Source organism: Enterococcus sp. 3G6_DIV0642 (assembly GCF_002140635.1).
Taxonomy (GTDB): Bacteria; Bacillota; Bacilli; order Lactobacillales; family Enterococcaceae; genus Enterococcus_D; species Enterococcus_D casseliflavus.
This window is the reverse complement of the sequence record NZ_NGLH01000001.1, coordinates 3,362,301-3,386,995: the sequence shown is the minus strand read 5'-3', so window position 1 is coordinate 3,386,995 and position 24,695 is coordinate 3,362,301. Positions and strand designations below refer to the sequence as shown.

Below are 24,695 nucleotides of genomic sequence, written 5' to 3'. Positions count from 1 at the left end.
AAAATGGTATCAAAACCATTTTGGAATGGGATAACATCTAGATGGGAAAAAATGGAAGATATTAATCAATTAATAATTGGAGAAAAAAGAATTTTATTAGTCCCTAAGAATACAGTTTTTTCTGAAGGTGAATATACTTTTGAGAAGGATGTGTTTGTACAACATGACATGCTCAACTTTTTAACCCAACAAGAATTACAAATTCCTAGTAGTTCCTTGATTAAACATAGACAGCCTAAAAAGGATCAAGAAATAGGAGATCCTTACGTGACAAAGAAAAGTATTAGAGAAAGAGATAGAGTTGACAGAAAAGAATTTGTTCTCGAATTTAGTAGTAAGTATCCGGAAATAATGGACGCATTTAAAAAGAAGAAACACTTTAAAAGTTTAGATATAGAAAAACTTTATGAGGTTCAAAATGAGAAGTTAACGGATGATGACTATAATGAATTGATTGATGCGTTTATTTTAACTCTTAAATCTATTCCTAGTGGCAAAAGCAATGCCTATGAATATCATAAGTTTATCTCGGGACTTCTGACTTTTATGTTCTACCCTTCTCTATCCAATCCAAAGGAGGAGACACCTATAGATAGTGATAGAAAAAGGATAGATATATCTTATATAAATACAGCAGAAAAAGGTTTTTTTAAAAACTTGAAATCTGAAATAACCTCTAATTATATATATGTAGAATGCAAAAATTATTCTGGGAAAGTTTCTAATCCTGAATTTGATCAACTTTCGGGAAGGTATAATGAATCATCTAGTAAAGTGGGATTTCTTGTTTGTCGTAAAATATCTGATATTAATAAAGCGTACGAAAGAGTGTCAGCTCAATTTAGAAGAAAAAAAGACCTATCTCTAATTATTACAGATGAGACAATTCATTCAATGTTGAATGCTATGAAGATAAGAGACAATAAATCATTTGTTGACCTCAGCCATGAAAATATATTGTATGACATAAAAAGAAAAATCGAAGTGGAAAAATATTGATTTGAAATATTTGATGTAGAATATTTTAAATACTTATTTTTGGCTCGCACTGATTTTTAAAAAGTTGACACCATTTAATTCCAATTTCTTGAAACTCAATGAAATTTTAGTATGTGAATCACGTTATATTCATTACTATTGTAAGTTTTTAAAACGTTAAACTTTATATATTTTTTTCTTCAGACGATTTGAAATTTAGAGGCTTTTTGTCAATAATGAAAATGAAGAATCAGTTCTGATTCTTCACTCCTATAAATTATAGAGCTGGAAAATGTCTTTTTTTAAAAAGATATAATAATTATTCCGAAATATAAAAAAATAAGGTTGATAAGAATATGGGGAAATATAACAAGAGGAAAGTAAGTCAAGAAATATATGAAATAAGGAAAAAAATAGAAGAAGAATTCTATTCACATGAGTTTTTCTCAATGAATTCTGAACAAGCAGCTGAGTTAATATTTAAAAAATTGGGAACCATTCACAGAATAATTACAGGCCATGAGCATATATTTAAACGACAATTAAATTTAGATTTTCCATTATTTGATATGGCTAGTTTTTTTCAAGAATCATTAAACGAGATATTTAAGGGGTTAATTTTAACATATGAAAAAAAAGAAAGAATAAGCAATTATAAAATAACGGTTGAAGAAATTTTAGACTTAATGTCAATTGGGTACAAAATATCTATTTTTAGGACATATGAATATTTTCATTCTAAAGATGTTGTTAAAGTAACTATCAATAAAAAAAATCGCATGGACTTTAATTATGTCAACGATGAAGTGGTTAAGTATAATATCACTTATGATGTCCTGTTTAGAGACCTAGAGGTATATGGTAATCAAAAAGAAATTGTGAAACGTAATCTGAATAACATTTTTGATGTACTTGATTTTTCTCATAAACAAATGTTTCAAATAAATGTCGATATTGATTTTGGAGATTTCACGTTAAAAGACTATATTGAATTTACTACTATATTAAATAAAATTATCATTAGGGGAACTTATCAGTTTTTTATAGTTGCAAATGAGTATGGATTCGAAAAACATAAATTAAGTGAGTGGGTTAAAAAAATCAGAAAGGAGACTTATCTAAGTTCAAAAAAAATTGAGAAAATTATAACATTTTTAACTTTTGATTTTACAGATAGTCATTCGGATATATCATTATCATATTTTGTATCAGTTGATGGAGAATTAATGGTATTAAATACTTTATTTATGATACAACGATTAGATACTAATATCATTAGACTTCTAAATATAAAAAATAAATCCAAATTTGATAGTGAGCAAAAAAAACTTGAAGAGCATCAAGTTTGTCAAATAATAAATAACTTAGATTCGAGATATTTGATTGAGCGGGGAAAAAAAGCTATTCCTGGAGTTGACTTACTAGTTTATAGCCCTTTTCATAATGAATTACATATTATTGAATTAAAATTTAAGCTGCCAATTGATAGCGCCCAAGAAATTATTAAATTAGATCAACAAAATTTGAAAAAAGCATTAATTCAGAATAAAAAAGCTAAATTTCATATAGATGAAAATTCGGTACTTAGTGAATATTTTGGAGAGAATTTTTTTAATAAAAAACCAAATAGAATTCAATACTTCACGTTAACAAACTATTCTATTGGGATTGGTACTAGTACTGAGCTGCCTTCATCTATATTGTTAATAGATCATTACTTAAGACTCATGAATACTTCAATTGGAAATGTTTTGGTTAACGATGCTCTGAGTAGAAATGATAAAGGGATGCCTAGAAAATTTACGAAAAGATTTTCCAAGATAGAACTTTACGATTACCAATTTGTAATTCCTATGCATGGGGCAGAGTTTAAAAATATTCGGGAATTTATTGATGAATACCATTGTTATTAAAATATATTTAAAGTGAGGATATTTTTATATACTCAGAATCAGGTCCCAAAAAAGCTCGTAAATCATCATAGTTTCAAAATGCTAATATCTATGTATCGACTATTCAAGCATTGTACGATATATTTTTGGTTAAAATAGTTGCTCTCTTACAGTTCTTTGGTACTATGGACTGATCAGTATAATGAATGTAAAACGGGAATATTGGAAATATTAATAGTTCTAGCCATCATATCTATACCTTGTCTTAAATACTATTTTGCTTTATATTTACCTGAGAAATCAAGGTATCAATAATAGAAGGTAGTAGTAGTGATATAGTGAATAATGAAATAAATAAATATTTTTCAATAATAATGTTGCTTATAAGCAATAACACATAATAAAATAAGCACCAAATGATACTCTTATAAGTATCATTTGGTGCTTATTTTTTATTTCGCGGGCCAATGATGAACAATTCTGATTGGGACCCAAGTGATTTTTCATGATCAATCTCATCTAGCATTATTATCTTTTTACACAATAATCTAACTAGAAAACGATGGTTACCTTTTTTCTAGTTATGAAAACTTTCATTTATCCTCAATCGTCAAAATCTCAAGAATATCATCTATATTCAAAGCCTCAGCTATTCGTTCGATGTATTCAATATTGATTCGTTGCCGTTTTCCACTGGATAGTTCACTTAGCTTAGCCGGGCAATATCTATGTCCGCACGCCTAGAAAGCTCTCGTAAAGAAATATTATGTTTTTTCACAAGTTCTTAAATATGGATCACTAACACTTTTTCCTTATACACAAAAATTACCTCTTTATTGATGTTTATGTAAGTATCATAGAGTATAATGTTACCAAATCTGTTGCTTTATTAGCAAACATTATGTGAGTTCTTCCTATTTATCACCTTTAAGCTAAAAACACATCCAGTCATTAATATAAACAGAAAATCCGAGAGAAGAAACTGGTTAATGAGCGTCTACTCATCTCTTATAATGATTTTCAAGCGTTATTACAATGAAATTTCGGTATCAGTGCTCACTGGCTTTATAAGAAGTTCTTACATCAGTCATATTTACCAAATAATCAATACTAGTGTCATAATGGCTTGCTAACTTAATCAACGTTTGAATAGGGATATCCAGCGCACCGTTCTCGTACCGAGAATACGTTGACTGTGAAACATTTAAAAGAGTAGCAATTTGGCGTTGGGTTAAATCGTTGTCTTCTCGCAGATCACGGATTCTCTGAAACATAGTTCTCACCTCGATAACATTCTACTTTATGCGAAAAATGCATATTGACTTCTATGCGTTTTTCGCATAAAATAAGGTTAGTTACGAGGATAAGGCTTTTTGTAATCTGTTAGATTGAGCAAATAATCAACGCTAGTAGAGTAAAAATCTGCTAGTTTTATCAAGGATTGTGTCGGTATGTCTAGCTTCCCTGATTCATATCTAGAGTAAGTAGTTTGGCTAATGTTTAATAATTTAGAAAGTTGTTCTTGATTCAAGTCTTTATCTTCTCGTAAATCACGAATTCTATAATACATAAAATCACCTCACTTATATTTTAGGGGAAGGGATTTATGTTGCGACATTATATGCGATAAGCGCATAAAGTAATTTGCTTTTAACAACACACCTTAGACTTTCCTAAAAGAACCAATAATAAAACTACAATCGTAGTAAACGAAAGGGGGAAAATTACTACAAGTTTACTACTTTATTTTCAGACCAAGTGTATTAAAAAGTTTTAGCTTTTAGTTGATTTTTAACCAAGCAATTATAAGGAGGAATTTATGTGAGAAAAAGATTGTGTTTGCTAGGGGTAGTTTGTTTTGTCAGTATCCTGTTTCTATCTGCTTGTTCCAATGAATCAAATCATGGTGAGTCTAGTAGCAATGATGGGAAAGTTTCGCTAACCATGACAGCCTGGGGAAATCCCGCAGAACAAGAAGTATATCAGCGAGCGATTGATGCCTATATGAAACAAAATGAAAACGTATCCATCGAACTTATTCCTGCTCCTGGTGATACGTATGCGCAGCAATTACTCACGCAGTTGCAAGGAAGTCAAGCTCCTGACTTATTTTATGTAGGGGAGGTACAAATGGCGCAACTGATTGCGACGGGACGATTGATTGAATTAACAGATTTCTTGGAATCAGAGGATAGCTACGTCAAAGTTGATGACTTTGCCTCAGGAATTTGGGGCCCTGCTCGAAGAGGAGAGCAGATCTATGGTGTTTCTGTCGATTCCAATCCGATGTTGTTATATTACAACAAAAAAGTGCTAGAAGAAGCAGGACTTGATCCTAACGAACCGCAAAAATTATATGAATCTGGAAATTGGACTTGGGATAATTTCCAAAAGATAAATGAGACGGTCACTGCTAATGGAAAATATGGTCATGTCCTAGAAAATGGTGCACATCACTACTTCAGTTGGTTGTGGTCAAATGGGGGAGAAATGTATGGGGACGATGGTTCGTTTATTTTACCTGAAAATGAACGAGGAATAGAAACCTTTGCTTATTTGACGAAAAATGTAGTTGAGGGGAATTTTACCTATGCCGGGGCTTTGCCAGAGGGGCAAGGTGGGGATGCCATGTTTATGTCCAACCAAACAGCCTTTGTGTCAGCGGGGCGGTGGTTTACACCAATGTTCAGCGAAAATGAGGCATTAGAGTTTGATTACATTCCATATCCTACTAATACAGGTGAACAAATCGAGCCTAGCTTTATTGCAACCGCGTATTTAGCAGTAGGTGATCATTCAAAAAATAAGGAAGAAGCGTTGCGCTTTCTATCCTATTATACTTCGGAGCAAGGACAACGGGATCGATTAGAAGATGAGGGGAATGCTGTTCCTTCTGTGACGACAGCAGATGACATCATTGAAAATGCCACGATACCTGAGCATGCCAACTATTTAATCGATGCCAGAGATATCGGTAAAGTAGAAGATAAACAGGCATTGGTTCCAGGACTAAGTGATCAATTAGAAAGTATTCTTGATCTACTCTTCTTAGGGCAGTTAGATCTTGATGAAGCTGTAGTACGCTTGGAAAACACAGCCAATGAATTGATCGAAGCCAATCAACCGTAGCAATACTTATTATATGAGGAGGTGGTAGGATGAGGAAAAGCACAACAAAATGGGCCTGGTTATTTCTAACGCCACAATTAGTGGGGCTCATCATTTTTTCTCTGATTCCAGTGGCAATAGCAATTGGCTTGAGCTTCATGTCATGGGATGGGTTTGGTGCTCGGACGTTTGTAGGGATTCAGAATTATGTCAATCAATTTGCCAATCCTGATTTTTGGACAGCAACATACAATACGTTACTCTATACCTTATTCACTGTTCCGATCGGTCTGTGTCTGGCGCTGGTATTAGCGGTCGTTTTGAATAAACGTACGGGAAAAAATGTGTATCGATTGTTCTTCTTCATGCCGGTTGTGACAAGCTCAGTCTCTGTGTCCGTCATGTGGATGTGGATTTTAAATGGTGATATTGGGATATTGAATCAGGTATTAGGGATGATCGGTATCCAAGGACCTAATTGGTTGACGGATACTCGGATCGTGATGCTGTCTATCGCTATGTTAAGTATCTGGTGGCAGCTAGGTTACAATATGGTGATTTTTTTAGCAGGTATTCAAAATATCTCCAAATCCTATTATGAAGCAGCAGAAATGGATGGTGCCAGTAAGTTGCAGCAATTTTTTAAAATCACTTTACCGATGCTTTCACCAACCACATTCTTTCTATCCATTATGGCGATTATTAGTTCGTTTCAAGTGTTTGACCAAGCATTTGTTCTTACTCGAGGTGGTCCGGGGAAAGCCAGTTATACACTTGTCTATCACATTTATCAGCAGGCCTTTATTGATTTTCGCTTTGGGTCAAGTGCAGCAGGCGCGGTTATCCTGTTTGTCGCGATTTTGGTTCTTACATTGATTCAATTTTATGCGCAAAAAAGGTGGGTTCATTATGAAGAATAAGAAAATTAGCGTAGGCATATTGTGCTTACACGGATTACTAGCAATCGGTTCTTTTTTGATGGTCTTTCCTTTTCTCTGGACGATCGGCAGTTCCTTAAAAAATATGACACAGATTTTTGCAATACCACCTGTTTGGTTCCCGAATCCGATTGTTTGGCAAAATTACCTCGATTCATTGCAAGCGATGCCTTTTGGTCGCGCCTATTGGAACAGCTTCTACATTACGATCATCGTCGTTGTTAGTCAGCTTTTCACTGGATCGATGGCTGCTTATGCTTTTGCAAAGTTGAAATTTAAGGGCTCCGAGGCTCTGTTTCTGCTATTTTTAGCGACAATGATGATTCCTAAGCAAGTCACCATGATTCCATTGTATTTGATTATGGACAAGTTAGGTTGGTTAAACACGCATTTGCCATTGATCATTCCTGGTGCTCTATTTAACGCGTTTGCAGTTTTTTTATTGAGACAATTTATTCGAGGAATCCCCAAAGAATTAGAAGAGGCGGCAGTGATGGATGGTGCGAGCATCCCGCGTATTTATTGGAGTGTCATATTACCATTGATCAAACCGGCGCTTGCAGCCATGACGATCTTTATCTTTATGGGCACGTACAATAACTTCATGGATGCATTGATTTATCTTTCAACGCCTGAAAAATTCACGGTTCCTTTGTTGCTAAATAACTTTAAAGGACTCTATGTGACAAATTGGTCTTACATGATGGCAGGTGCCACGATTTCGGTAATTCCAATTATTCTGGTCTATTTGTTTGCCCAACGCTATATTATCGAAGGAATCACATTGACAGGGATCAAGTGATAGATAAAAAAGGATGATTAGTAAATGAAAATCAATCAACTGGCACAGTATTTAGAGTGGATAATGAAATTTGCGTACCTCAACATTCTCTGGCTAGGGTTTACCCTTTTAGGGGGTGGTCTCTTTGGATTTTTTCCAGCTACGATGACTAGCTTCATTCTGTTAAAGCGCTTCGTCGTTGAGGGTGAAACCGAATGGACAGCGCAGGACTTCTTTAGTTGCTATAAAAAAGTATTTTTTCGTAGTAATAAGTTAGGATGCATCTGTTGGTTGATTCTCGGTAGCTTAGGGATCAATTTTCACATAGTTTTAACCTCCGAAGAGCCGCTGTTTATCGGTCTACGCATTCCCATACTATTAGCGATTATTGGTACTTTATCCATGCTTGTCTATGTGTTTCCTATCAGTGTTTATTGGGGAAGATCGATGTATCAGACCTTTTTTTCGGCAGGATGCTTTGCACTAGCATTTCCAGTTCAAACAGCTAAGGTCTTGGCTTTTCTTATTCTCATAGCGTGTATAGGGTTTCTTTTTCCGATGTTTCTGTTGTTCTTTTCTGGAAGTGTATCAATGTATCTAGTGCTGAAAAATTATGTCTTGTTACAGAAGAAAATAGACAAACAATCGATGGAGTAAATGTTGCCAATAGGAAAATAGAAGATGGATTTTTCGAGAAAATATGAAAGAGATTGAGAGGAGCAAGTATATGGTTAAAATTACATTTATTGGTGCAGGAAGTACGATATTTGCAAAAAATGTGTTGGGGGATGCGATGCTGACCCCAAGTTTATCTGAGGCTGATATTGCATTATACGATATCAATGAACAGCGACTTAGAGAATCAGAGCTAATGTTGAGAACGATCAATAAAAATGCCAATCATGATCGGGCAAAAATCCGAACCTATCAGAATCGCAAAGAAGCTTTAACAGGCGCAGATTTTGTCATCAATGCAATCCAAGTAGGCGGCTACCAGCCATCTACAGTGATTGATTTTGAGATTCCCAAAAAATACGGTCTAAGACAAACCATTGGTGATACCATGGGGATCGGTGGGATTTTCCGCACCCTACGGACATTGCCAGTGATGCTAGAGTTTGCAAGAGAAATGGAGGAGGTCTGCCCTCAAGCTTGGTTATTAAATTACACCAATCCAATGGCGATGTTGACGATGGGGATTTTGAAAGGAACGAAGATTAAAACTGTTGGACTCTGTCATAGTGTGCAAGTTTGTGTGTCAGAGTTGTTTAAACAACTGGGGATTTCAGAACAATATAATGCTGACGAATTTCAGTGGAAGATCGCTGGGATCAACCATATGGCTTTTTTACTGGAATTGACAAAAGACGGGAAAGATTTTTATCCAAAAATCAGAGAACTAGCAGCAGCAAAATCACATCCCCATCAAGATTCGGTGCGTTTTGAATTGATGAAACGTTTTGGCTATTACATTACAGAATCTAGTGAGCACAATGCGGAGTATCATCCTTACTTTATTAAAAAATTGTACCCAGAATTAATCGATAGTTTCGATATTCCACTAGATGAGTATCTACGCCGCTGTGAAAATCAAATTAGTGACTGGAATCAGATGAGGGAAAGTATTGTTATGAATGGGGAATTAACCCATACTCGCAGTAATGAATATGCGTCATACATTATGGATTCAATTGTAACTGGTACTCCTTCTGTTATCGCAGGGAATGTTTTGAATAAAGGCCTCATAACCAATCTTCCTGAAGACTGCTGTGTCGAAGTTCCCTGTTTAGTGGACAAGAACGGCGTTCAACCAACCTATGTAGGGCAACTGCCTACTCAGTTAGCAGCGTTAAATCGAACAAACATCAACGTACAAGAATTAACAGTCGAAGCTGCATTGACGTTGAATCGTTCGAAAATCTATCAAGCAGCTTACCTAGATCCGCATCTTTCTTCGGAACTCTCGTTAGAAGCAATTACTTGCCTAGTAGACGAATTAATTGAAGCCCATGCAGGTTATTTGCCAGAGTACAAATAGAAAAAGTTCGGCTTTAGTCTATTGTTATGGTGCTGGAAGTTTATAAAAAGAAGCGAACTCAAAAATTGTAAAATAATTTTTGGGTTTCACTTCTTTTTTGTTGTTATATTAGGAGTTATGGCACAAAGATGTTCACTTTGTTGATGAAATTTTTTGTCCTTACGTAGAAAATGATCCAACACGAAAAGTTCGTTCAATAGAAGACTTGAGAAAATTTAGACTGAATCTTTTTTTATTACAAATCTGAAATGATACGAAAACAAGTACTTCGTTATCTAATCACAGATCATTCATATGCAAAAGTATTATGTGGCTGAATGTTGAGATTGACTAAGTATGGGACTGCTTTAGGAGGAAAGCGCAAGCGTCTCTATAGAAAACTTGATTATTTGAAAGAAAAGCTTTGTATTGATTTGGAGTAAATTCACAATTTTTTTGAATATCTTTAGTTTACCGAGATTCCCCTAAAAAGCTCATCTAACAGCTCTTAACCTTATATACATTTACAAATTTAACTCTTATCTTTTCGCTTTTAGTTAGTTAAAAAGCAAAAAATAAATGTGAATCCGAGCTATTTTTAAATAACTAACCAGATAATCTTCCGATTGGAACAGTTAAATAGTGAATAATTGTTAAAAAGAGATTAGGGAATGCAAGTTGTGATAAGCAGATTCATAAAAGAAGAATGCTAGAAAAGTAGAGAAAAAATAGGATTAATGAAATAATCGAGATTCTTATTTTTTAACAATTTTCGAAAACCATAAATGAATTGAAGGAAGCTTTGTGTGGGTGAAAGAATAATTACAAAAAAATATTGACTTAAAAAAATGGCTATGGTAATCTATAAACGAAAATATCGGAAACGTTTCCAAAAGGCTTCTTCGTTAAATTTTTATTTTTTTAAACAAAAATGGAAACGTTTCTAAAATGTATTGGGAGGAGATTGAATTGGAAAAGACATTGGGACCAGGTGGTGAGATAAGTGCGGTACAACGGGATAAAAAAAATATCTCGAAGTGGAAAAAATTAAAGAAACAGTTGCGGCGTGATAAGTGGATGTACTTGTTGCTCTTACCAGGTATCATCATGACGTTTATCTTTAAGTATGTGCCAATGTACGGTGCTGTGATTGCATTTAAAGACTATAATCCTATGCTAGGAATTTTGGAAAGTCCTTGGGTAGGACTAGATCACTTTAGGGAATTTATCAGTTCACCAAATTTTACACTTTTGCTGAGCAACACATTAAAAATTAGCATTTATGGTTTATTGTTAGGTTTTTTTCCACCAATTATTTTAGCACTGAGCTTGAATCAAATTATCAATAAAAAAATAAAACAGAAAATCCAGTTGATTCTATATGCGCCGAATTTTATCTCAGTAGTTATTATCGTGGGTATGCTGTTTTTGTTCCTATCCGCAAATGGACCTATTAATGGGTTAGTAGAAAAGGTTACGGGGCAACCAATTATGTTCATGTCTAATCCAGCTTATTTCAGAACGATTTATATTTTATCTGGAATTTGGCAAGGAATCGGCTGGTCATCCATTCTTTACACCGCAACACTGGCGGGAGTCAGTACCGATTTATATGAAGCAGCAAATATCGATGGGGCAAATATTTTACAAAAGATTTGGCATATCGATTTGCCTGCATTGAGGCCTGTGATGGTGATCAGCTTCATCTTGGCCGCCGGCGGTATTATGAATGTAGGATATGAAAAAGCCTACTTGATGCAAACTTCAATGAACATCCCTGCCTCAGAAATCATTTCCACTTATGTATACAAAGTCGGCTTGCAATCAGGTGATTATGCCTACTCTGCTGCTGTTGGTCTGTTCAATATGATTATTAATGTCGTTTTATTACTGATTGTCAACAATATAACCAAGCGGCTAAACGATGGTCAAGGCTTGTAATGAAAGGAGAAAATTATGAATAGTGCTTTATCAAAAATCGACCGTCAAATCTTATGGTTGAACCGAGTGATTGTAACATTTTTAGTCGTTATCACCATTGTTCCGCTGATTTATGTACTGGTAGCTTCTTTTATGGACCCAGCTACTTTGATCAATAAAGGTATAAGCTTCAATCCGAAAGATTGGACAATACAAGGATATCAGCGGGTATTTGCAGATGATTCCATTTTACGCGGTTTTGTAAATTCGTTGTTTTACTCTTTTAGCTTCAGCTTATTGACTGTATTTATTACGATGATCACTGCGTATCCTTTGTCTCGACCTAACTTGGCTGGGAAAAAGATTATTATGACTTTTTTTGTCATTACAATGTTCGTGGGTGGCGGCTTGATACCTACCTATTTATTGGTAAAGAACTTGGGCATGTTAGATAGTGTATGGGCGATTATCGTACCAGGTGCTATAAATGTGTGGAATATTATCTTAGCGCGTACCTATTTTAGTGCTTTGCCAAAAGAACTTTCTGAAGCTGCTACTATCGATGGGGCCAATGACTTGCAAATACTGTTCAAAGTCATGCTTCCATTAGCTAAACCAATTATGTTCGTGTTGTTTCTATATGCCTTTGTTGGACAATGGAATTCATACTTTGACGCCATGATCTATATCAAAGATCCCGACTTACAGCCGTTGCAACTTGTATTAAGAAATATTTTGATCCAAAACCAACCCTCACAAGATATGGTGGGAGCCAATACAGCCATGGCAGAAATGAAACAAATTGCTGAGTTGATTAAATACGCAACGATCGTCATTTCTAGTCTGCCATTAATCATAATGTATCCTTTCTTCCAAAAATATTTTGATAAAGGTGTTTTAGTTGGTTCTGTTAAAGGATAAGTATTGTTCACTATTTGTATGAATAAAAATTATAAAGGAGATTTTAAGATGAAAGCAAAATGGATGCTGCCAATCGTTTTTACTTCCGTACTAATTTTGGGGGCTTGTGGAGGCTCAAAAGAAAAGAGTACATCAAGCCCTGATTATGAATTAGAAAATGTCTCTTTTCCATTGAAAGAAAAAGTATCTTTAAAAATGATGTCTCAAAGTGCCCCTTTGGCTCCCAATGATCCTAATGACAAATTGATTTTCCAGCGATTAGAAGAAGAGACCAATCTCCATATTGATTGGACAAACTACAGTAGTGATTTTGCCGAAAAAAGAAATTTGGATATCGCTAGTGGTGATTTACCAGATGCCATCTTCAACGCCGCTGCAGGTGACTATGATTTATTAAACTGGGCGGAAAGTGGTGTTATTGTACCGATTGAAGATTTGATCGAAGATTATATGCCAAATCTGAAGAAAATTTTTGATGAAAACCCCGAATACCGACAAATGTCTACTGCACCTGATGGTCACATTTACTCTATGCCTTGGATTGAAGAATTAGGCGAAGGAAAAGAGTCGATTCATACAGTAAATGGGATGGCTTGGATCAACAAGGAGTGGTTGGATAATTTGGGTCTTGAAATGCCGCAAACCACTGATCAGTTGATGACTGTGTTGGAGGCTTTCAAGACGCAAGATCCAAATGGTAATGGTGAAGCAGATGAAATTCCTTTTAGCTTTATTAACAATGGAGGAAACGAAGACTTAAAATTTTTAATGGGGGCATTCGGTCTAGGTGATAATGATGACCACTTAGTCGTTGATAACGATGGCCAAGTACAATTTACTGCTAACAAAGAAGGGTATAAAGAAGCCATCAAATATTTCAACGAAATGAATAATAAAGGTCTTATTGATAAAGAGGCTTTCGAACAAGATTGGAATACGTATGTTGCCAAAGGGAAAGAACATAAGTATGGCGTGTACTTTACTTGGGATAAAGCAAATATCACGGGTGCAGATGATAGTTATGACGTCTTGCCAGTCTTAGCGGGACCAGATGGAACGAAACACGTTACTCGTACGAATGGCATGGGTTTCTCAAGAGATCGTTTCGTAATTACTAGTGCGAATAAAAACTTGGAACTTACAGCTAGGTGGATAGATAAAATGTATGAACCGTTACAGTCTGTCCAAAATAACTGGGGAACCTACGGTGATGAAGCACAGGCGAATATTTTTGAATTAAAGGATGGTATGTTAAAACATTTGCCTTTAGAGGGGACAGCACCGGGGGAACTAAGACAAAAAACCGAAGCTGGAGGACCATTAGCAGTTCTTGATTCTTATTACGGCACAGTCACTACTATGCCAGATGATGCGAAGTGGCGTTTAGATTTGATGCATGACACGTATTTGCCATATATTACAGAAGACAATATCTATCCACGTGTCTTTTTAGAAAAAGAAGAAACAGATCGATTAGCAAAAATTGAAACAGATATGTGGGATTACATCTATCGCAAAAGAGCAGAGTGGATCACCGGCGGTAAAATCGATGAAGAATGGGAAGAATACCTTGCTGAATTGGAACGTGTAGGTTTGGAAGAATGGATTCAAATAAAACAAACTGGCTATGATAATTTTTTGAAGGGAGCACAATAAGTGTTAGTAGAAGAAACGGCGATTTTGGATAAAGCAAATCGATTTATTGAAATGATGCGAGGAAAAGTTAACCCTCAGTATCGACAAAACTATCATTTTTCCGCACCCATCGGGTGGATAAATGACCCCAATGGGTTTATATATTACAAAGGGCATTACCATCTCTTCTATCAATACTATCCTTACGATAGTCGATGGGGGCCCATGCATTGGGGGCATGCGCGCAGTAGTGATTTGGTCCATTGGGAAGATCTACCAGTAGCGTTAGCCCCAGATCAACCTTATGACAGCGGCGGGTGTTTCTCAGGAAGTGCAATTGAAAGAGACGGAAAACTATATTTATTTTATACAGGCTGTCAAGAAATTGATGGTATTAGCCATCAGCATCAATGTTTGGCGGTCTCTGAAGATGGTATTCATTTTAGCAAATACAGTGGTAATCCTGTGGTAGCAGAAAAACAGCTAGGTGAAAATGGGCTGATACAAGAATTTCGTGATCCTAAAGTAATTGTTCACAACGATGCTTACTATATGGTAGTAGCTACTAAATCTACACAGTCTACTGGTAGAATAGTGATGTTTCAATCGTCAGATTTGTATACTTGGCACTTTTACTCTGTGTTGCTAGAAGGGACTTCAGAGCAAGGAATAATGTGGGAATGTCCTGATTTATTCCATTTAGACGGACGAGATGTCTTAATCATGTCTCCGATACAAATCAAGAAGAACGGACTGGAATATCATAATATCAGTTCTACCATGGCTTGTATTGGTGAGGTAAACTGGGAAACAGGTCAGATGATAGTTGATAATTTCCATGAAATGGATTTTGGAATGGATTTTTATGCACCACAAACAACAACAGATCCTAATGGTGGACGGGTGATGATTGCTTGGATGCAGATGTGGGATCGTACATTGCCTACACATGAGTTAGGCCATCTTTGGGCAGGCTCTATGAGTTTGCCCCGAGAGTTAAGAGTGAAAAAAAATCGATTGGTACAAAAACCCATCTCAACTGTATATAGTCATTTAGTTTATCAACAAGGCAGTGAAAATATCGCAGTGACTGACACATCAGTCGTATTTCGAAACGCACTGTCGGATTCTTCATATTTACATCTAGTCGCAGATTTGGAGAAAGCAGAAGTTTTTACAATTGAATTACTGCGGTCTAAGACGGATTGTCTCAAACTAACTTATGACACTGCTAAACAGGTTTTTGAATTGGATCGTCAGAAACTAGGAAGAGAGCTTACAGGGGCGGAAGAAGAATCTCTGAATGTCCGAAAAGTTGAAGTACCTTTGATTGATAATCAGCTCGTTCTTGAGATTTTTAGAGATACCTCATCAGTTGAAGTCTTTATTAATGGTTTAGAAGTTATGACGGCTACTTTCTATGAGCTGGAAAAAGCTCGAGATATCTTGTTTCATTCGATTGGAGAAAGTCGTATTCAAGCTTTTGAAACAGCGAGTGTGAAATAAATGTTTGATTGCTTAGGCGATGAATCAATTATTTAATAGGTTTTGAAGGACAATTTTTTAGAAAAGAACAGATAGCTAGATTTCCCATGGCTTTGCTATTAGTATTTTGAAAAAATTAGTAATTTATGACAAAATTCATTATACTAAACTTGTGCAGAAATGTGAGGGATCAACTATGAAAGCAACAATGAAAGATGTCGCAAAATTAGCAGGTGTCGGATTAGGAACTGTTTCCCGGGTATTGAATAACGGCTCTGTTAAAGCTTCTACTAGAGAAAAAGTTGAAGCAGCAATGACAGAGTTAAACTATCAACCAGATTTTTATGCCCGGGGGTTAAAGATGAAGCATACGAATACGGTTGCTTTGATTCTACCCACTGTATGGCATCCATTTTTTGGCGAATTTGCCTACCATGTAGAAACAGCATTAGAAAGACAAAACTACAAGCTTTATTTGTGTAACTCCAGTGGGAATAGTGAAAAAGAACAAGAATATATCCAGATGGTTAGCCAAAATAAAGTAGACGGCATCATTGGAATTACTTATTCAGATATCGATGAATACATTTCGAGTAATCTGCCTTTTGTTAGTATTGACCGTTATTTCACTGAAGAGGTGATTTATGTGACCGCTGACAATGCGGCCGGTGGACGTTTGGCTGCAAATGAACTTTATCGCCGAGGATGTCAGAATGTAGCATATATCGGTGGGTACCAAGAAACACCGAATGAAACGAAGAGTCGTCGAAAATATTTTGAGATTGAGTGCCGTCAATTGGGGATTTCCTATAAAGCGTTAGATATGTTAGAACCTTTAGACCATCTCTCAGAACGTGTAACAAATTTTTTGTTAGAGAATCCCGATATCGATGGGATTTTTACGATCAACGATCCGATGGCATTAGCTGTCATTGGTATGCTTGAAAAAATAGGGAAAAACGTACCAGAGGATGTCCAAGTTATCGGATTTGATGGTCAAAAGATGACAGAAGGAGACCCTTATCTCGTCTCAACAATTGCCCAACCTACAAAGCAAATGGCGGAAGTGGCAGTGGCAAAATTAATTGCTGTCATTAATGGAGAGACAGTAGAAAAACGTACCGTATTGCCGATTGAATTTGGTGAAGGTGGAACAACGAAATCTTTAGTGAGAAACGATTTTGCTTAGTGCAAATACGTTTCTTTTTTTGAAAATGAGTGAATGAAAGGTGTAGATAAAATGTTATATGGCGGGATAGAAGCTGGTGGAACAAAGTTTGTCTGTGGGATTGGTAATGAACAATTACAAGTGATAGAACGGAAAAGTTTTCCAACCACAACACCAGAAGAAACGATGAAGCAAGTGTTTGATTTCTTTGATAAGTACAAAGGAAATATCGCATCAATTGGTGTAGGAGCATTTGGGCCTATTGATATTCAAATCGAATCAAGAACTTACGGATATATCACCAACACCCCGAAGTTAGCTTGGCAAAATTATCATTTTGTAGGAGCTTTGGAAAACGCCTTGTCGGTTCCCATCTATTGGACTACCGATGTAAATGCTGCTTGTTATGGAGAATATATGGCAGGGTATGGAAAAGGTAAAAATAGTGTTCTGTATTACACCGTTGGTACTGGTGTTGGTGGTGGTGCTGTAGTCGATGGAAAAATAGTCACAGGTTTCAGTCATCCTGAAATGGGACATATGCTCTTACAACGTCATAATGAAGATCAATTTGAAGGAATCTGTCCTTTTCATCATGATTGTTTGGAAGGGTTAGCCTCAGGCCCCGCGATTGAAAAACGCTTTGGAAGAAAAGCCCAAACCATTTCATTTGATCATCCTTATTGGGCGATTGAGGCAGATTATCTTGCTCAGTGTGTGTATAACACAACGTTACTATATGCACCGGAAGTAATAATTTTAGGTGGGGGTGTAATGAAACAGCCGCAACTACTCGAGTTGATTCGCCAAGCGTTTAAAGAAAAAATGGGTTCCTATGTGGATACCCCTACTCTCGAAGAATACCTACTAACTCCAATGCTTGCTGACGATGCAGGATTGATCGGCTGCTTAGCTTTAGCAATAAAGAAGTTGGAACAATAGCAGCATGTTAAAGAACGTGTGAGAGAGTTTTTATAGCAGTTAGGATAGATAAAAAGGTTAACTAAAATGTGAGCTAGAAAAAAGGATGGCTAATAATAGATGTTCATATATATTTTTTGCGTAATCGAATGTCGCAAATAAGAATTTTTTCTTTCGTTCTCGTCTTCAGTTATATTGTTGTCTAGCTGCCTCAAAATTACTTCTTAGTGCTTGGTTTTTGTTTTATCACAGATATTCATTATAGAAAGACACGATGTGAAAATCTATTATTCTCGGTAGTTTATTGCTTCTAGTTGGGATGATTGCGTAGAAACTTAACGTCAGTTAAAGTGCGTCACGAATAGTAGTAACGAGAACTAATGAGACATTAGAATGTTATAAGAAACCCGTCAGAAGAGTCTACCTGACGGGTTTTATAATTATTAGAAGGCTTGCTCCTCCTCACATCTTCGCAATCTTCCGCACCGTGTTGATAGTCCGAATCGTAATCTGTTTGCCGACGCTGGTACTGGCTGTTTTTTTCCACCAATTGGTTTTTTGATAGTCTTTGCGGATGTAGGACCAGAAGACGACGTCTTTGTAAGGGAAAACCTGTTCAAGGTTGGCATTTGGAGCCCCGAGTTTTTCAGATAACACCTCGTAGGTCAGTGAAGGCATCAAAAAGATCAGGTTGTCATAGATGGTTTTATCTTCCGTTCCTGACCAATCAGGTATATGGGCCAAGCGTTCCTGCAGCTCTGATTGGCGAATGATATAAATAGCGATATCAAAGGAAAAGTCGCGTTTGACCATTGTTTTAATCATTTCGGCAAGGGCTTGTGGATCATCTCCTTCACTGGAAAAAATCACATTGCCGCTATTCAAATACGTGACCACATCTCTAAACCCCAGTTCTTCAAAACCGGCTTTCAATTCTTTCATAGAAATTTTGTTCTTTCCACCGACATTGATGCCTCTTAATAAAGCGATGTATCGTTTCATGGCTAGCCCCTCCTTTAAAACGCTTCTTTTAGCTGATTATAGAATGGATGGAGCGGAAGCACAATCCTGGCTTCTCAGCTACCCAAAATACGTGAGCGAGAAGCGATTAATGCAAGCTTATTGGTGGAGTGGCCGTGGCGTACGTATTTTTGCACTGCTGATTAGTAAAAACGAAGAAACAGCCTATAGATGGTAATACCCCTCACAAATTTGCTAAAGCAAGCGAATTTGTGAGGGGCACTTTAAGTTGTTTTCTCTATTTCTGGTTTCATTGTTAATCCACCGCAATCCTCACAGACACTGTCTGTACGGGGACATCATAAAAGGGATCTTCTCGTCGGCCTAAAAAGTCTTGGGCTTGCTGAGGGAAGAGGGCGTACATCAGCACGTCTTCTTCGCTTTTGGCATACTCAGCGATTTCTTCCTTGAAGGCTGGCAGTTGCGGTGCCAGTAGATCAGCTGGTCTGACGGTGATCACTTCGGCATCTCCGATAATTGTTTCTTTGATTTCTTCGCTGATGGGTGCTGGCGATTGTCCATAAAGTCCTTTGACGTAATCTTTGATCTCACTTGGGACAAGTTTGTAGCGTTCTCCTGAAATTACATTCATCAAGGCTTGAGTGCCGACCATTTGCGACAATGGGGTCACTAGCGGTGGATAACCCAAGTCCGCTCTGACTTTTGGTACCTCTGCTAAGACTTCTTCATACTTGTCTTGCAATCCTTGTTCCGTCAATTGGCTGAGTAGGTTCGACAACATGCCGCCAGGTACTTGATATATCAAGGTTTTGGGTTCGATGTCTTTGACTTTTGGATTCAGCAGCCCTTCTTCACGGAAACGATCACGAACGGGATTGAAATGTTCTGCAATCTCAGCGACTTTCTGTAAATCAAGTCCCGTAGCAAAGCCGCAATCTTCTAAGGCGATCGCCACAGATTCGGTCGCTGGCTGACTGGTGCCGCCAGCAAAAGAGGAGATGGCAGTATCAATGATGTCTGCGCCAGCTTCCGCAACTTTCAAGTAAGTCATCTCAGCAATGCCGCTGGTGGCATGGGTATGGACTTCCAGCGGCAGATCGACCGCGTCTTTGATTCGGCTGACCAACTCGTAGCCGGTTTGCGGCGTCAAAACGCCTGCCATATCTTTGATACAGATAGAATCTGCGCCGAGGTCTGCCATTTTGTTGGCAAGGTCAACGAAGTAATCCACGGTATGGATCTGGCTAGTAGTATAAGAGATCGCCGTTTGACAGTGTCCACCCGCTGCTTTTGTGGCACGGATGGCAGTTTCCAAATTGCGGACATCATTTAAGGCATCAAACAAACGAAGAATGTCGATGCCGTTTTCGACCGATTTGGTCACAAAGTCAGCAACGACGTCATCGGCATAGTTTTTGTAGCCTAAGAGATTTTGTCCCCGTAAGAGCATTTGCAGTTTGGTCTTTTTCACTTCTTTGCGGATCGCCCGCAGTCTTTCCCATGGGTCTTCATTTAAAAAACGCAGGCAAGCATCGAAGGTCGCGCCGCCCCACATTTCTAGGGCATGATAGCCTGCTTGGTCCATGGTTTTTAGAATCGGCAACATATCGCTGGTAGGCATTCGTGTAGCGATCAGACTTTGTTGGCCGTCCCGCAAGACGGTTTCGGTAAATTGGATTTTTTTCATTCTTTCACTCTTTCCTGAATGATTTTACGGATCTGCCGCTGCATGTCTGCCACGCTATGAGTTCTAGAACGGCCACAAACTTTGGCGTCTTGTTCACAGACGTAGCAGCTTCTTGCAGGCAGTCCAATTTCGGTGCGGCTGATAGGTAAAAGCTGGTCTTGGGTTTTGGTTAAGACATCCAGATCCACCAACCGGCCGTAAGGATGATTGGTCTCAATCTGAACCATCATTCGTTTTAGTTCATAAGGATCTGTGGGCAGTACGAGATAATATTCTGGTCCGGTCTCCAAACTGCGGTAGAGGTTTGCCAGTGGAATTAGTTCCTTGACGACCTCTTCGATTTCCGTAATGAGTTCTTCAAAAACTGCGGTCAATGAGGCAGAATTTTTCACGGGACCAGGAATATTCATGGTGGCAACAAGTAATGCCGCTTTTTCATCCGCAGCGAGAAGCTCCCGTTGAAGGGAGCTTCTATTTTCTCGCGCCTGCAGCATGTCGGTTAGCGTCACAGGGGTTCCTGAAAATAGGGCATCAGACATTTTTGACCACATCAATGATCGTGCCATCGCGGTATTCGATCAAAGCGACGGTTTTTTCCCCGTACTTGATTGGTTCGGGTTGACCGACAATGCTGTAGGCTTTTTCTTTTAATTCTTCAATGGTGTATTGGGGAATATCCAATGCTTCAAAATGGCTGATCAGGTCTTCGCGAGCTGGATTGATGGCGATCCCGATTTCTGTGACGACGACATCAATGCTGGCGCCTGGCGTGACGATCGTGTTGACGGTATCGACGATCGTTGGGATCCGTCCCCGCACGAGAGGAGCGATCACTAAGCTCATTTTGCACGCCATACTGGTATCTGAGTGTCCGCCAGAAGCACCGCGGATCACACCGTCAGAACCGGTGATGACATTGATATTGAAATCCGTGTCGACTTCCAGTGCGGAAAGAATGGCGGTATCCAATTGATTGATAAACGCCCCTTTGCTTAACGGTGAGGCATACATATTGGCATCGATCTCGTAATGATTGGCGTTTTTTCCTAGCGATTGTGCGGAAGGGTGATCAAAGTCTTGGACATCGATCAGTTTTTCCACTAATCCTTCTTCTAACAGTTCCACCATGGCATTGGTAATGCCGCCAAGGGCAAAGCTGGCTTTGATCTCATCTTGGATCATTGCTTCGCGTAAAAAACGAGAAACGGCTAGTGCGGCACCGCCTGTTCCAGTTTGGAAGGAGAAGCCTTGTTGGTAGTAAGGCGAGCTCGTGATGACCTTGGCTGCATACTCAGCAATTAGCAATTCTTTTGGATTTTTGGTAAAGCGGGTCGCACCTTTTGCGATCCCTGCAGGATCACCGATGGCGTCGACTTCCACGACATAATCGACATCCGTTTGGGGAATGCTGATTGGGGTATTTGGAAACGGCACCAGAGTGTCGGTGATGATCACGACTTGGTCGGCGTATTTTGCATCGACCATTGCATAGCCCAATGAGCCGCAGGTTGCTTTTCCGACGGTACCATTGGCATTGCCATACGCATCTGAGCTAGGCGCTCCTAAGAAAGCGACATCGATGTGGATATCGCCGGCGGCAATCGCACGAGCCCGACCGCCATGAGAACGGATAATGACTGGGGCATCCATAATGCCTTCGGAGATTGCGGCACCGACTTTGTCCCGCAGACCGCTAGAGGTGATATTGGTCACGACCCCAGATTTGATATGTCCGATCAATGGTTCATGGACATTCGCGATGGAACTAGGGGCAATCGCAAGATTCTTGATGCCCATTTTTGCGATCTCGTCCAAAACGAGATTCATGATAAAGTCCCCTTCGCGAAAATGATGGTGGAAGGAGATCGTCATGCCGTCCGTTAGCCCTGTTTTTTCAATGGCTTCACGTATGCTGCCTAAGACCTTGCTTTTGCCTGGCAGGACTGGCTCGATCTTGCGACTCGCTTCTTTGTAGGCATGGATATTGGCCGTTTCATTTTCAAAGACCCCGTATTGGTTGGCATAGCATTCAGGGATGTCTTTTCCTGCTTTGTTTAACACCATAATTACACTTCCTCCTCGGTAATCAATTTCGCTGCTTTGGCAAGGGCGATCACGCGTTCCGCTCGCTCAACGATTGGTTTATCGACCATTTTGCCATTCAAGGAGATCACACCAGAACCTTTGCTTTCGGCTTCGCGAATGGCCCAGATCACTTCTTTGGCCTGTTGGATCTCGGCTTTTGAAGGCGCATAGATCCCATTGACTAGGGGAATCTGCCGTGGATTGATCACTGATTTTCCGTCAAAACCAAGCTGCTTGATGCGAGTCGTTTCAGCGATAAAGCCATCGGTGTCATTGATATCAGAAAAGACGGTATCGATGGCGGCGATCCCTGCAGCTCTAGCTGCATGCAAGATCATACTGCGGGCAAACAACAATTCTTGCCCATCTGGGTAGCGACGAGTCTTCATATTGGTGACATAATCTTCTGCCCCTAAAGCGATCCCGATCAAACGATCGGAAGCTGTAGCGATGTCTCGGGCATTTAAAACGCCTTCGGCAGACTCGATGGCAGCCATCATTTTGGTGGTTCCTACAGGCAGATCGTTTTCTTCTTCTACTTGTGTGATCACAGCGGCAACGTCAATGATATCTTGGGCGGTTTCGGTTTTCGGTAGACGAATGACGTTGACCCCCGCTAGGACCATCGCTTCGATATCAAGGGCACCCACCGTGTCGAGGCCGTTGATGCGTACGACGGTTTCGATGGCAGAATAGTCAAAGGTTTTTAAGGCAAAATGCACCAGTGTCCGAGCGGAGTCTTTTTCATTCAAGGAGACCGCATCTTCTAAATCAAACATAACGGAATCGGCGCCATACAATGGTGCATCCCGTAGCATGGCAGCATTGGCTCCTGGTACAAACATCATCGTTCTTCTTAAACGTTCCATGTGTCGATCTCCTTCCAAGCATACTGTTCTTGTTCGGCGGCCCGATGAACGGCGGTCAGAGTTCGGGCTTTGATGGTACAGTCCAAGGCGCCTTTATCGGTGGCGGTGATTTTGGCCTGTGTCACGCCTAGATGGTTCAGCGTCTCAAGGATGACGGCGCGAATTTGTTTGCCGAATTGTTTTTCGACACTGCTATCGAGGGTCAGCTCGATGGTTTGGGTTGTGGTAGGCTCGATCGCGATCAAGATATCACTGGATTCAACAGAGCCAGCAACCGCACTTTTTTTGATTTCCACTTATTATCACCTCTAAATATAGTTATGCTGCATTAAAAATGAGAACGTTGTTTCTGGTAAAAATTGCTGCAAAGAAAGTAAATTTTTTTCTGCAATCGCTTTCCGAACGTTTGTAGCCGAAACGGTTGATTGGTTGATCTTCAGACGGTCGATCACGATCAGTTCAAGCTCGGGAGAAAAAACGGCAGCCATGGCCTCGTTGTAGAGTTGGGTCACGGGCGAGTAAGGCTCTGAGCCTACAAAACGCGTAGTGATCGCCAACAGCGGGGCAATTTTTTCTTTGAAGAGGGTTGCATCAAAAGCGGCTTGTTTTTTGGCGATCGCCTCAGGTGCTTGCTCTTTCAAGAAATAACTGGGAAAGACCGCCGAGGAGACGAGATAGTTGTTGGTCGGCAGCACCGTTACATTTGGCAGATGAGCCACACCATCCGTCACCATCTGCAGCCGTTCGCTGGCAGAAAATTGCGAGCGGTCTTCTGATAAAACGAACACATAAACCTGTTCTTTTTGACTCGCAGCCGTTTCGACTAAGTACAAATGTCCTTTAGTAAAAGGATTAGCGTTCATGACGATCGCGCCGTTGTTTTGTCCAATTCGCTGCCGTTGCAGCTGTTGGGCATAGCTTTCAAAAGAAGGAACGCCTTGTTCCATGAACAAGATGTCTTGTGCTGCCAGCACTTCACGAAACCCGAGGGATTCAAAAAACAGGCGGTTTTTCGGTGCTGTATAGACGAAGGACTTGGTGAAGCCTTCGTCTTTGATATGATCGCTAAGGTGTGAAATCAATTGCGTCAACAGCTGTTCGGAGCGTCTTTTTTCACAGACCACCACATACTTGATGATATTGGCATAGCAAGAAGCAGTAGCAATCAAGGTTTGCTGGTCAAAAATGCCGACGGTATAGGCTACCTCTTCACCGACGGCTAAGCCAGCACGGGTGATCAATTTTTGCCATTGCAAAAAGACTTCTGGATCTTTTTGCAGCCAGATTCTTTTTAGGGTATACATACAAT

General features: G+C 39.1%; 22 protein-coding genes. 13 read left to right on the top strand and 9 right to left on the bottom strand.

The features are described from left to right. Positions 1–51 precede the first annotated feature (51 nt). Positions 52–999 (top strand): hypothetical protein, encoded by a 948-nt coding sequence (locus A5878_RS16405; RefSeq protein ID WP_241761045.1) that lies wholly within the window; start codon positions 52–54, stop codon positions 997–999. A 335-nt stretch (positions 1,000–1,334) separates the two neighbouring features. Continuing rightward, entirely contained in the window at positions 1,335–2,891 is a 1,557-nt protein-coding gene (locus tag A5878_RS16400) for a hypothetical protein (RefSeq protein WP_005231948.1), read from the top strand. A gap of 1,028 nt (positions 2,892–3,919) precedes the next feature. Here the strand turns inward: A5878_RS16400 and A5878_RS16390 are convergent. Together A5878_RS16390 and A5878_RS16385 are read right to left on the bottom strand one after the other, a co-directional pair. Beyond that, on the bottom strand, positions 3,920–4,144 hold the full coding sequence (locus A5878_RS16390; protein ID WP_034869511.1) for a helix-turn-helix domain-containing protein: 225 nt from the start codon (positions 4,142–4,144) through the stop codon (positions 3,920–3,922). A gap of 77 nt (positions 4,145–4,221) precedes the next feature. Continuing rightward, positions 4,222–4,440, bottom strand: coding sequence for a helix-turn-helix domain-containing protein (locus A5878_RS16385; RefSeq protein ID WP_080650843.1), 219 nt, complete (start codon positions 4,438–4,440; stop codon positions 4,222–4,224). Positions 4,441–4,691: 251 nt separating this feature from the next. Here A5878_RS16385 and A5878_RS16380 point away from each other — a divergent pair, with 251 nt between their 5' ends. The 11 genes from A5878_RS16380 to A5878_RS16330 all read left to right on the top strand — a co-directional run bounded on the left by A5878_RS16380 (position 4,692) and on the right by A5878_RS16330 (position 17,785). Continuing rightward, positions 4,692–5,999 carry a sugar ABC transporter substrate-binding protein gene (locus A5878_RS16380; RefSeq protein WP_050759625.1) on the top strand — a complete coding sequence of 436 codons (1,308 nt, stop codon included), beginning with the start codon at positions 4,692–4,694 and terminating at the stop codon, positions 5,997–5,999. A 29-nt stretch (positions 6,000–6,028) separates the two neighbouring features. Beyond that, a complete protein-coding gene (locus tag A5878_RS16375) occupies positions 6,029–6,898 on the top strand; it encodes a carbohydrate ABC transporter permease (protein ID WP_005230425.1) in 870 nt (289 codons plus the stop codon). Then, a complete protein-coding gene (locus A5878_RS16370; protein ID WP_034869509.1) occupies positions 6,888–7,718 on the top strand; it encodes a carbohydrate ABC transporter permease in 831 nt (276 codons plus the stop codon). Before A5878_RS16375 ends, A5878_RS16370 begins: the two co-directional genes overlap by 11 nt. 24 nt (positions 7,719–7,742) lie before the next feature. Continuing rightward, positions 7,743–8,354 carry a DUF624 domain-containing protein gene (locus tag A5878_RS16365; protein WP_005230427.1) on the top strand — a complete coding sequence of 204 codons (612 nt, stop codon included), beginning with the start codon at positions 7,743–7,745 and terminating at the stop codon, positions 8,352–8,354. Between the two features lie 70 nt (positions 8,355–8,424). Further along, the gene (locus tag A5878_RS16360) at positions 8,425–9,735 is read left to right on the top strand and encodes an alpha-glucosidase/alpha-galactosidase (RefSeq protein WP_005230428.1); all 1,311 of its coding nucleotides are present in this window, start codon (positions 8,425–8,427) and stop codon (positions 9,733–9,735) included. Between the two features lie 927 nt (positions 9,736–10,662). Next, complete coding sequence (locus tag A5878_RS16355) at positions 10,663–11,655, top strand: sugar ABC transporter permease (RefSeq protein WP_005230430.1); 993 nt, start codon at positions 10,663–10,665, stop codon at positions 11,653–11,655. Between the two features lie 15 nt (positions 11,656–11,670). Further along, on the top strand, positions 11,671–12,555 hold the full coding sequence (locus A5878_RS16350) for a carbohydrate ABC transporter permease (RefSeq protein ID WP_005230433.1): 885 nt from the start codon (positions 11,671–11,673) through the stop codon (positions 12,553–12,555). A gap of 48 nt (positions 12,556–12,603) precedes the next feature. After that, positions 12,604–14,211 (top strand): ABC transporter substrate-binding protein, encoded by a 1,608-nt coding sequence (locus A5878_RS16345; protein ID WP_002323465.1) that lies wholly within the window; start codon positions 12,604–12,606, stop codon positions 14,209–14,211. Continuing rightward, the gene (locus A5878_RS16340) at positions 14,212–15,696 is read left to right on the top strand and encodes a glycoside hydrolase family 32 protein (protein WP_034869507.1); all 1,485 of its coding nucleotides are present in this window, start codon (positions 14,212–14,214) and stop codon (positions 15,694–15,696) included. It begins immediately after the preceding gene. Positions 15,697–15,871: 175 nt separating this feature from the next. Further along, positions 15,872–16,864, top strand: coding sequence for a LacI family DNA-binding transcriptional regulator (locus A5878_RS16335; protein ID WP_005230454.1), 993 nt, complete (start codon positions 15,872–15,874; stop codon positions 16,862–16,864). A gap of 51 nt (positions 16,865–16,915) precedes the next feature. Beyond that, positions 16,916–17,785, top strand: a complete 870-nt coding sequence (locus A5878_RS16330) for an ROK family protein (protein WP_005230455.1) — start codon at positions 16,916–16,918, stop codon at positions 17,783–17,785. A 441-nt stretch (positions 17,786–18,226) separates the two neighbouring features. On the opposite strand, the gene A5878_RS16325 is transcribed toward A5878_RS16330, so the two are convergent. The 7 genes from A5878_RS16325 to citC all read right to left on the bottom strand — a co-directional run bounded on the left by A5878_RS16325 (position 18,227) and on the right by citC (position 24,690). Then, a complete protein-coding gene (locus tag A5878_RS16325) occupies positions 18,227–18,766 on the bottom strand; it encodes a DUF1697 domain-containing protein (RefSeq protein WP_002323461.1) in 540 nt (179 codons plus the stop codon). A 274-nt stretch (positions 18,767–19,040) separates the two neighbouring features. After that, positions 19,041–20,432, bottom strand: coding sequence for an oxaloacetate decarboxylase subunit alpha (locus A5878_RS16315; RefSeq protein ID WP_005230457.1), 1,392 nt, complete (start codon positions 20,430–20,432; stop codon positions 19,041–19,043). Beyond that, entirely contained in the window at positions 20,429–20,983 is a 555-nt protein-coding gene (gene citX, locus A5878_RS16310; protein ID WP_050759624.1) for a citrate lyase holo-[acyl-carrier protein] synthase, read from the bottom strand. Before citX ends, A5878_RS16315 begins: the two co-directional genes overlap by 4 nt. Next, on the bottom strand, positions 20,964–22,496 hold the full coding sequence (gene citF / locus A5878_RS16305) for a citrate lyase subunit alpha (RefSeq protein WP_005230461.1): 1,533 nt from the start codon (positions 22,494–22,496) through the stop codon (positions 20,964–20,966). The genes citX and citF overlap by 20 nt, the downstream gene beginning before the upstream one ends. 2 nt (positions 22,497–22,498) lie before the next feature. Further along, positions 22,499–23,386, bottom strand: a complete 888-nt coding sequence (citE, locus tag A5878_RS16300; RefSeq protein ID WP_005230463.1) for a citrate (pro-3S)-lyase subunit beta — start codon at positions 23,384–23,386, stop codon at positions 22,499–22,501. Then, on the bottom strand, positions 23,374–23,682 hold the full coding sequence (gene citD, locus A5878_RS16295; RefSeq protein WP_005230465.1) for a citrate lyase acyl carrier protein: 309 nt from the start codon (positions 23,680–23,682) through the stop codon (positions 23,374–23,376). The genes citE and citD overlap by 13 nt, the downstream gene beginning before the upstream one ends. A gap of 12 nt (positions 23,683–23,694) precedes the next feature. Next, on the bottom strand, positions 23,695–24,690 hold the full coding sequence (citC, locus tag A5878_RS16290) for a [citrate (pro-3S)-lyase] ligase (RefSeq protein WP_005230467.1): 996 nt from the start codon (positions 24,688–24,690) through the stop codon (positions 23,695–23,697). Between the last annotated feature and the right edge of the window lie 5 nt (positions 24,691–24,695).

Coding starts and splice junctions, on each gene's coding strand:
- citF (WP_005230461.1), bottom strand. CDS start 22,496: ATGGTGTTAAACAAAGCAGGAAAAGACATCCCTGAATGCTATGCCAAC.
- citC (WP_005230467.1), bottom strand. CDS start 24,690: ATGTATACCCTAAAAAGAATCTGGCTGCAAAAAGATCCAGAAGTCTTT.
- A5878_RS16400 (WP_005231948.1), top strand. CDS start 1,335: ATGGGGAAATATAACAAGAGGAAAGTAAGTCAAGAAATATATGAAATA.
- A5878_RS16345 (WP_002323465.1), top strand. CDS start 12,604: ATGAAAGCAAAATGGATGCTGCCAATCGTTTTTACTTCCGTACTAATT.
- citE (WP_005230463.1), bottom strand. CDS start 23,386: ATGGAACGTTTAAGAAGAACGATGATGTTTGTACCAGGAGCCAATGCT.
- A5878_RS16405 (WP_241761045.1), top strand. CDS start 52: ATGGAAGATATTAATCAATTAATAATTGGAGAAAAAAGAATTTTATTA.
- citX (WP_050759624.1), bottom strand. CDS start 20,983: ATGTGGTCAAAAATGTCTGATGCCCTATTTTCAGGAACCCCTGTGACG.
- A5878_RS16365 (WP_005230427.1), top strand. CDS start 7,743: ATGAAAATCAATCAACTGGCACAGTATTTAGAGTGGATAATGAAATTT.
- A5878_RS16325 (WP_002323461.1), bottom strand. CDS start 18,766: ATGAAACGATACATCGCTTTATTAAGAGGCATCAATGTCGGTGGAAAG.
- A5878_RS16355 (WP_005230430.1), top strand. CDS start 10,663: ATGTATTGGGAGGAGATTGAATTGGAAAAGACATTGGGACCAGGTGGT.
- A5878_RS16375 (WP_005230425.1), top strand. CDS start 6,029: ATGAGGAAAAGCACAACAAAATGGGCCTGGTTATTTCTAACGCCACAA.
- A5878_RS16335 (WP_005230454.1), top strand. CDS start 15,872: ATGAAAGCAACAATGAAAGATGTCGCAAAATTAGCAGGTGTCGGATTA.
- A5878_RS16385 (WP_080650843.1), bottom strand. CDS start 4,440: ATGTATTATAGAATTCGTGATTTACGAGAAGATAAAGACTTGAATCAA.
- A5878_RS16370 (WP_034869509.1), top strand. CDS start 6,888: ATGAAGAATAAGAAAATTAGCGTAGGCATATTGTGCTTACACGGATTA.
- A5878_RS16330 (WP_005230455.1), top strand. CDS start 16,916: ATGTTATATGGCGGGATAGAAGCTGGTGGAACAAAGTTTGTCTGTGGG.
- A5878_RS16350 (WP_005230433.1), top strand. CDS start 11,671: ATGAATAGTGCTTTATCAAAAATCGACCGTCAAATCTTATGGTTGAAC.
- A5878_RS16360 (WP_005230428.1), top strand. CDS start 8,425: ATGGTTAAAATTACATTTATTGGTGCAGGAAGTACGATATTTGCAAAA.
- A5878_RS16315 (WP_005230457.1), bottom strand. CDS start 20,432: ATGAAAAAAATCCAATTTACCGAAACCGTCTTGCGGGACGGCCAACAA.
- A5878_RS16390 (WP_034869511.1), bottom strand. CDS start 4,144: ATGTTTCAGAGAATCCGTGATCTGCGAGAAGACAACGATTTAACCCAA.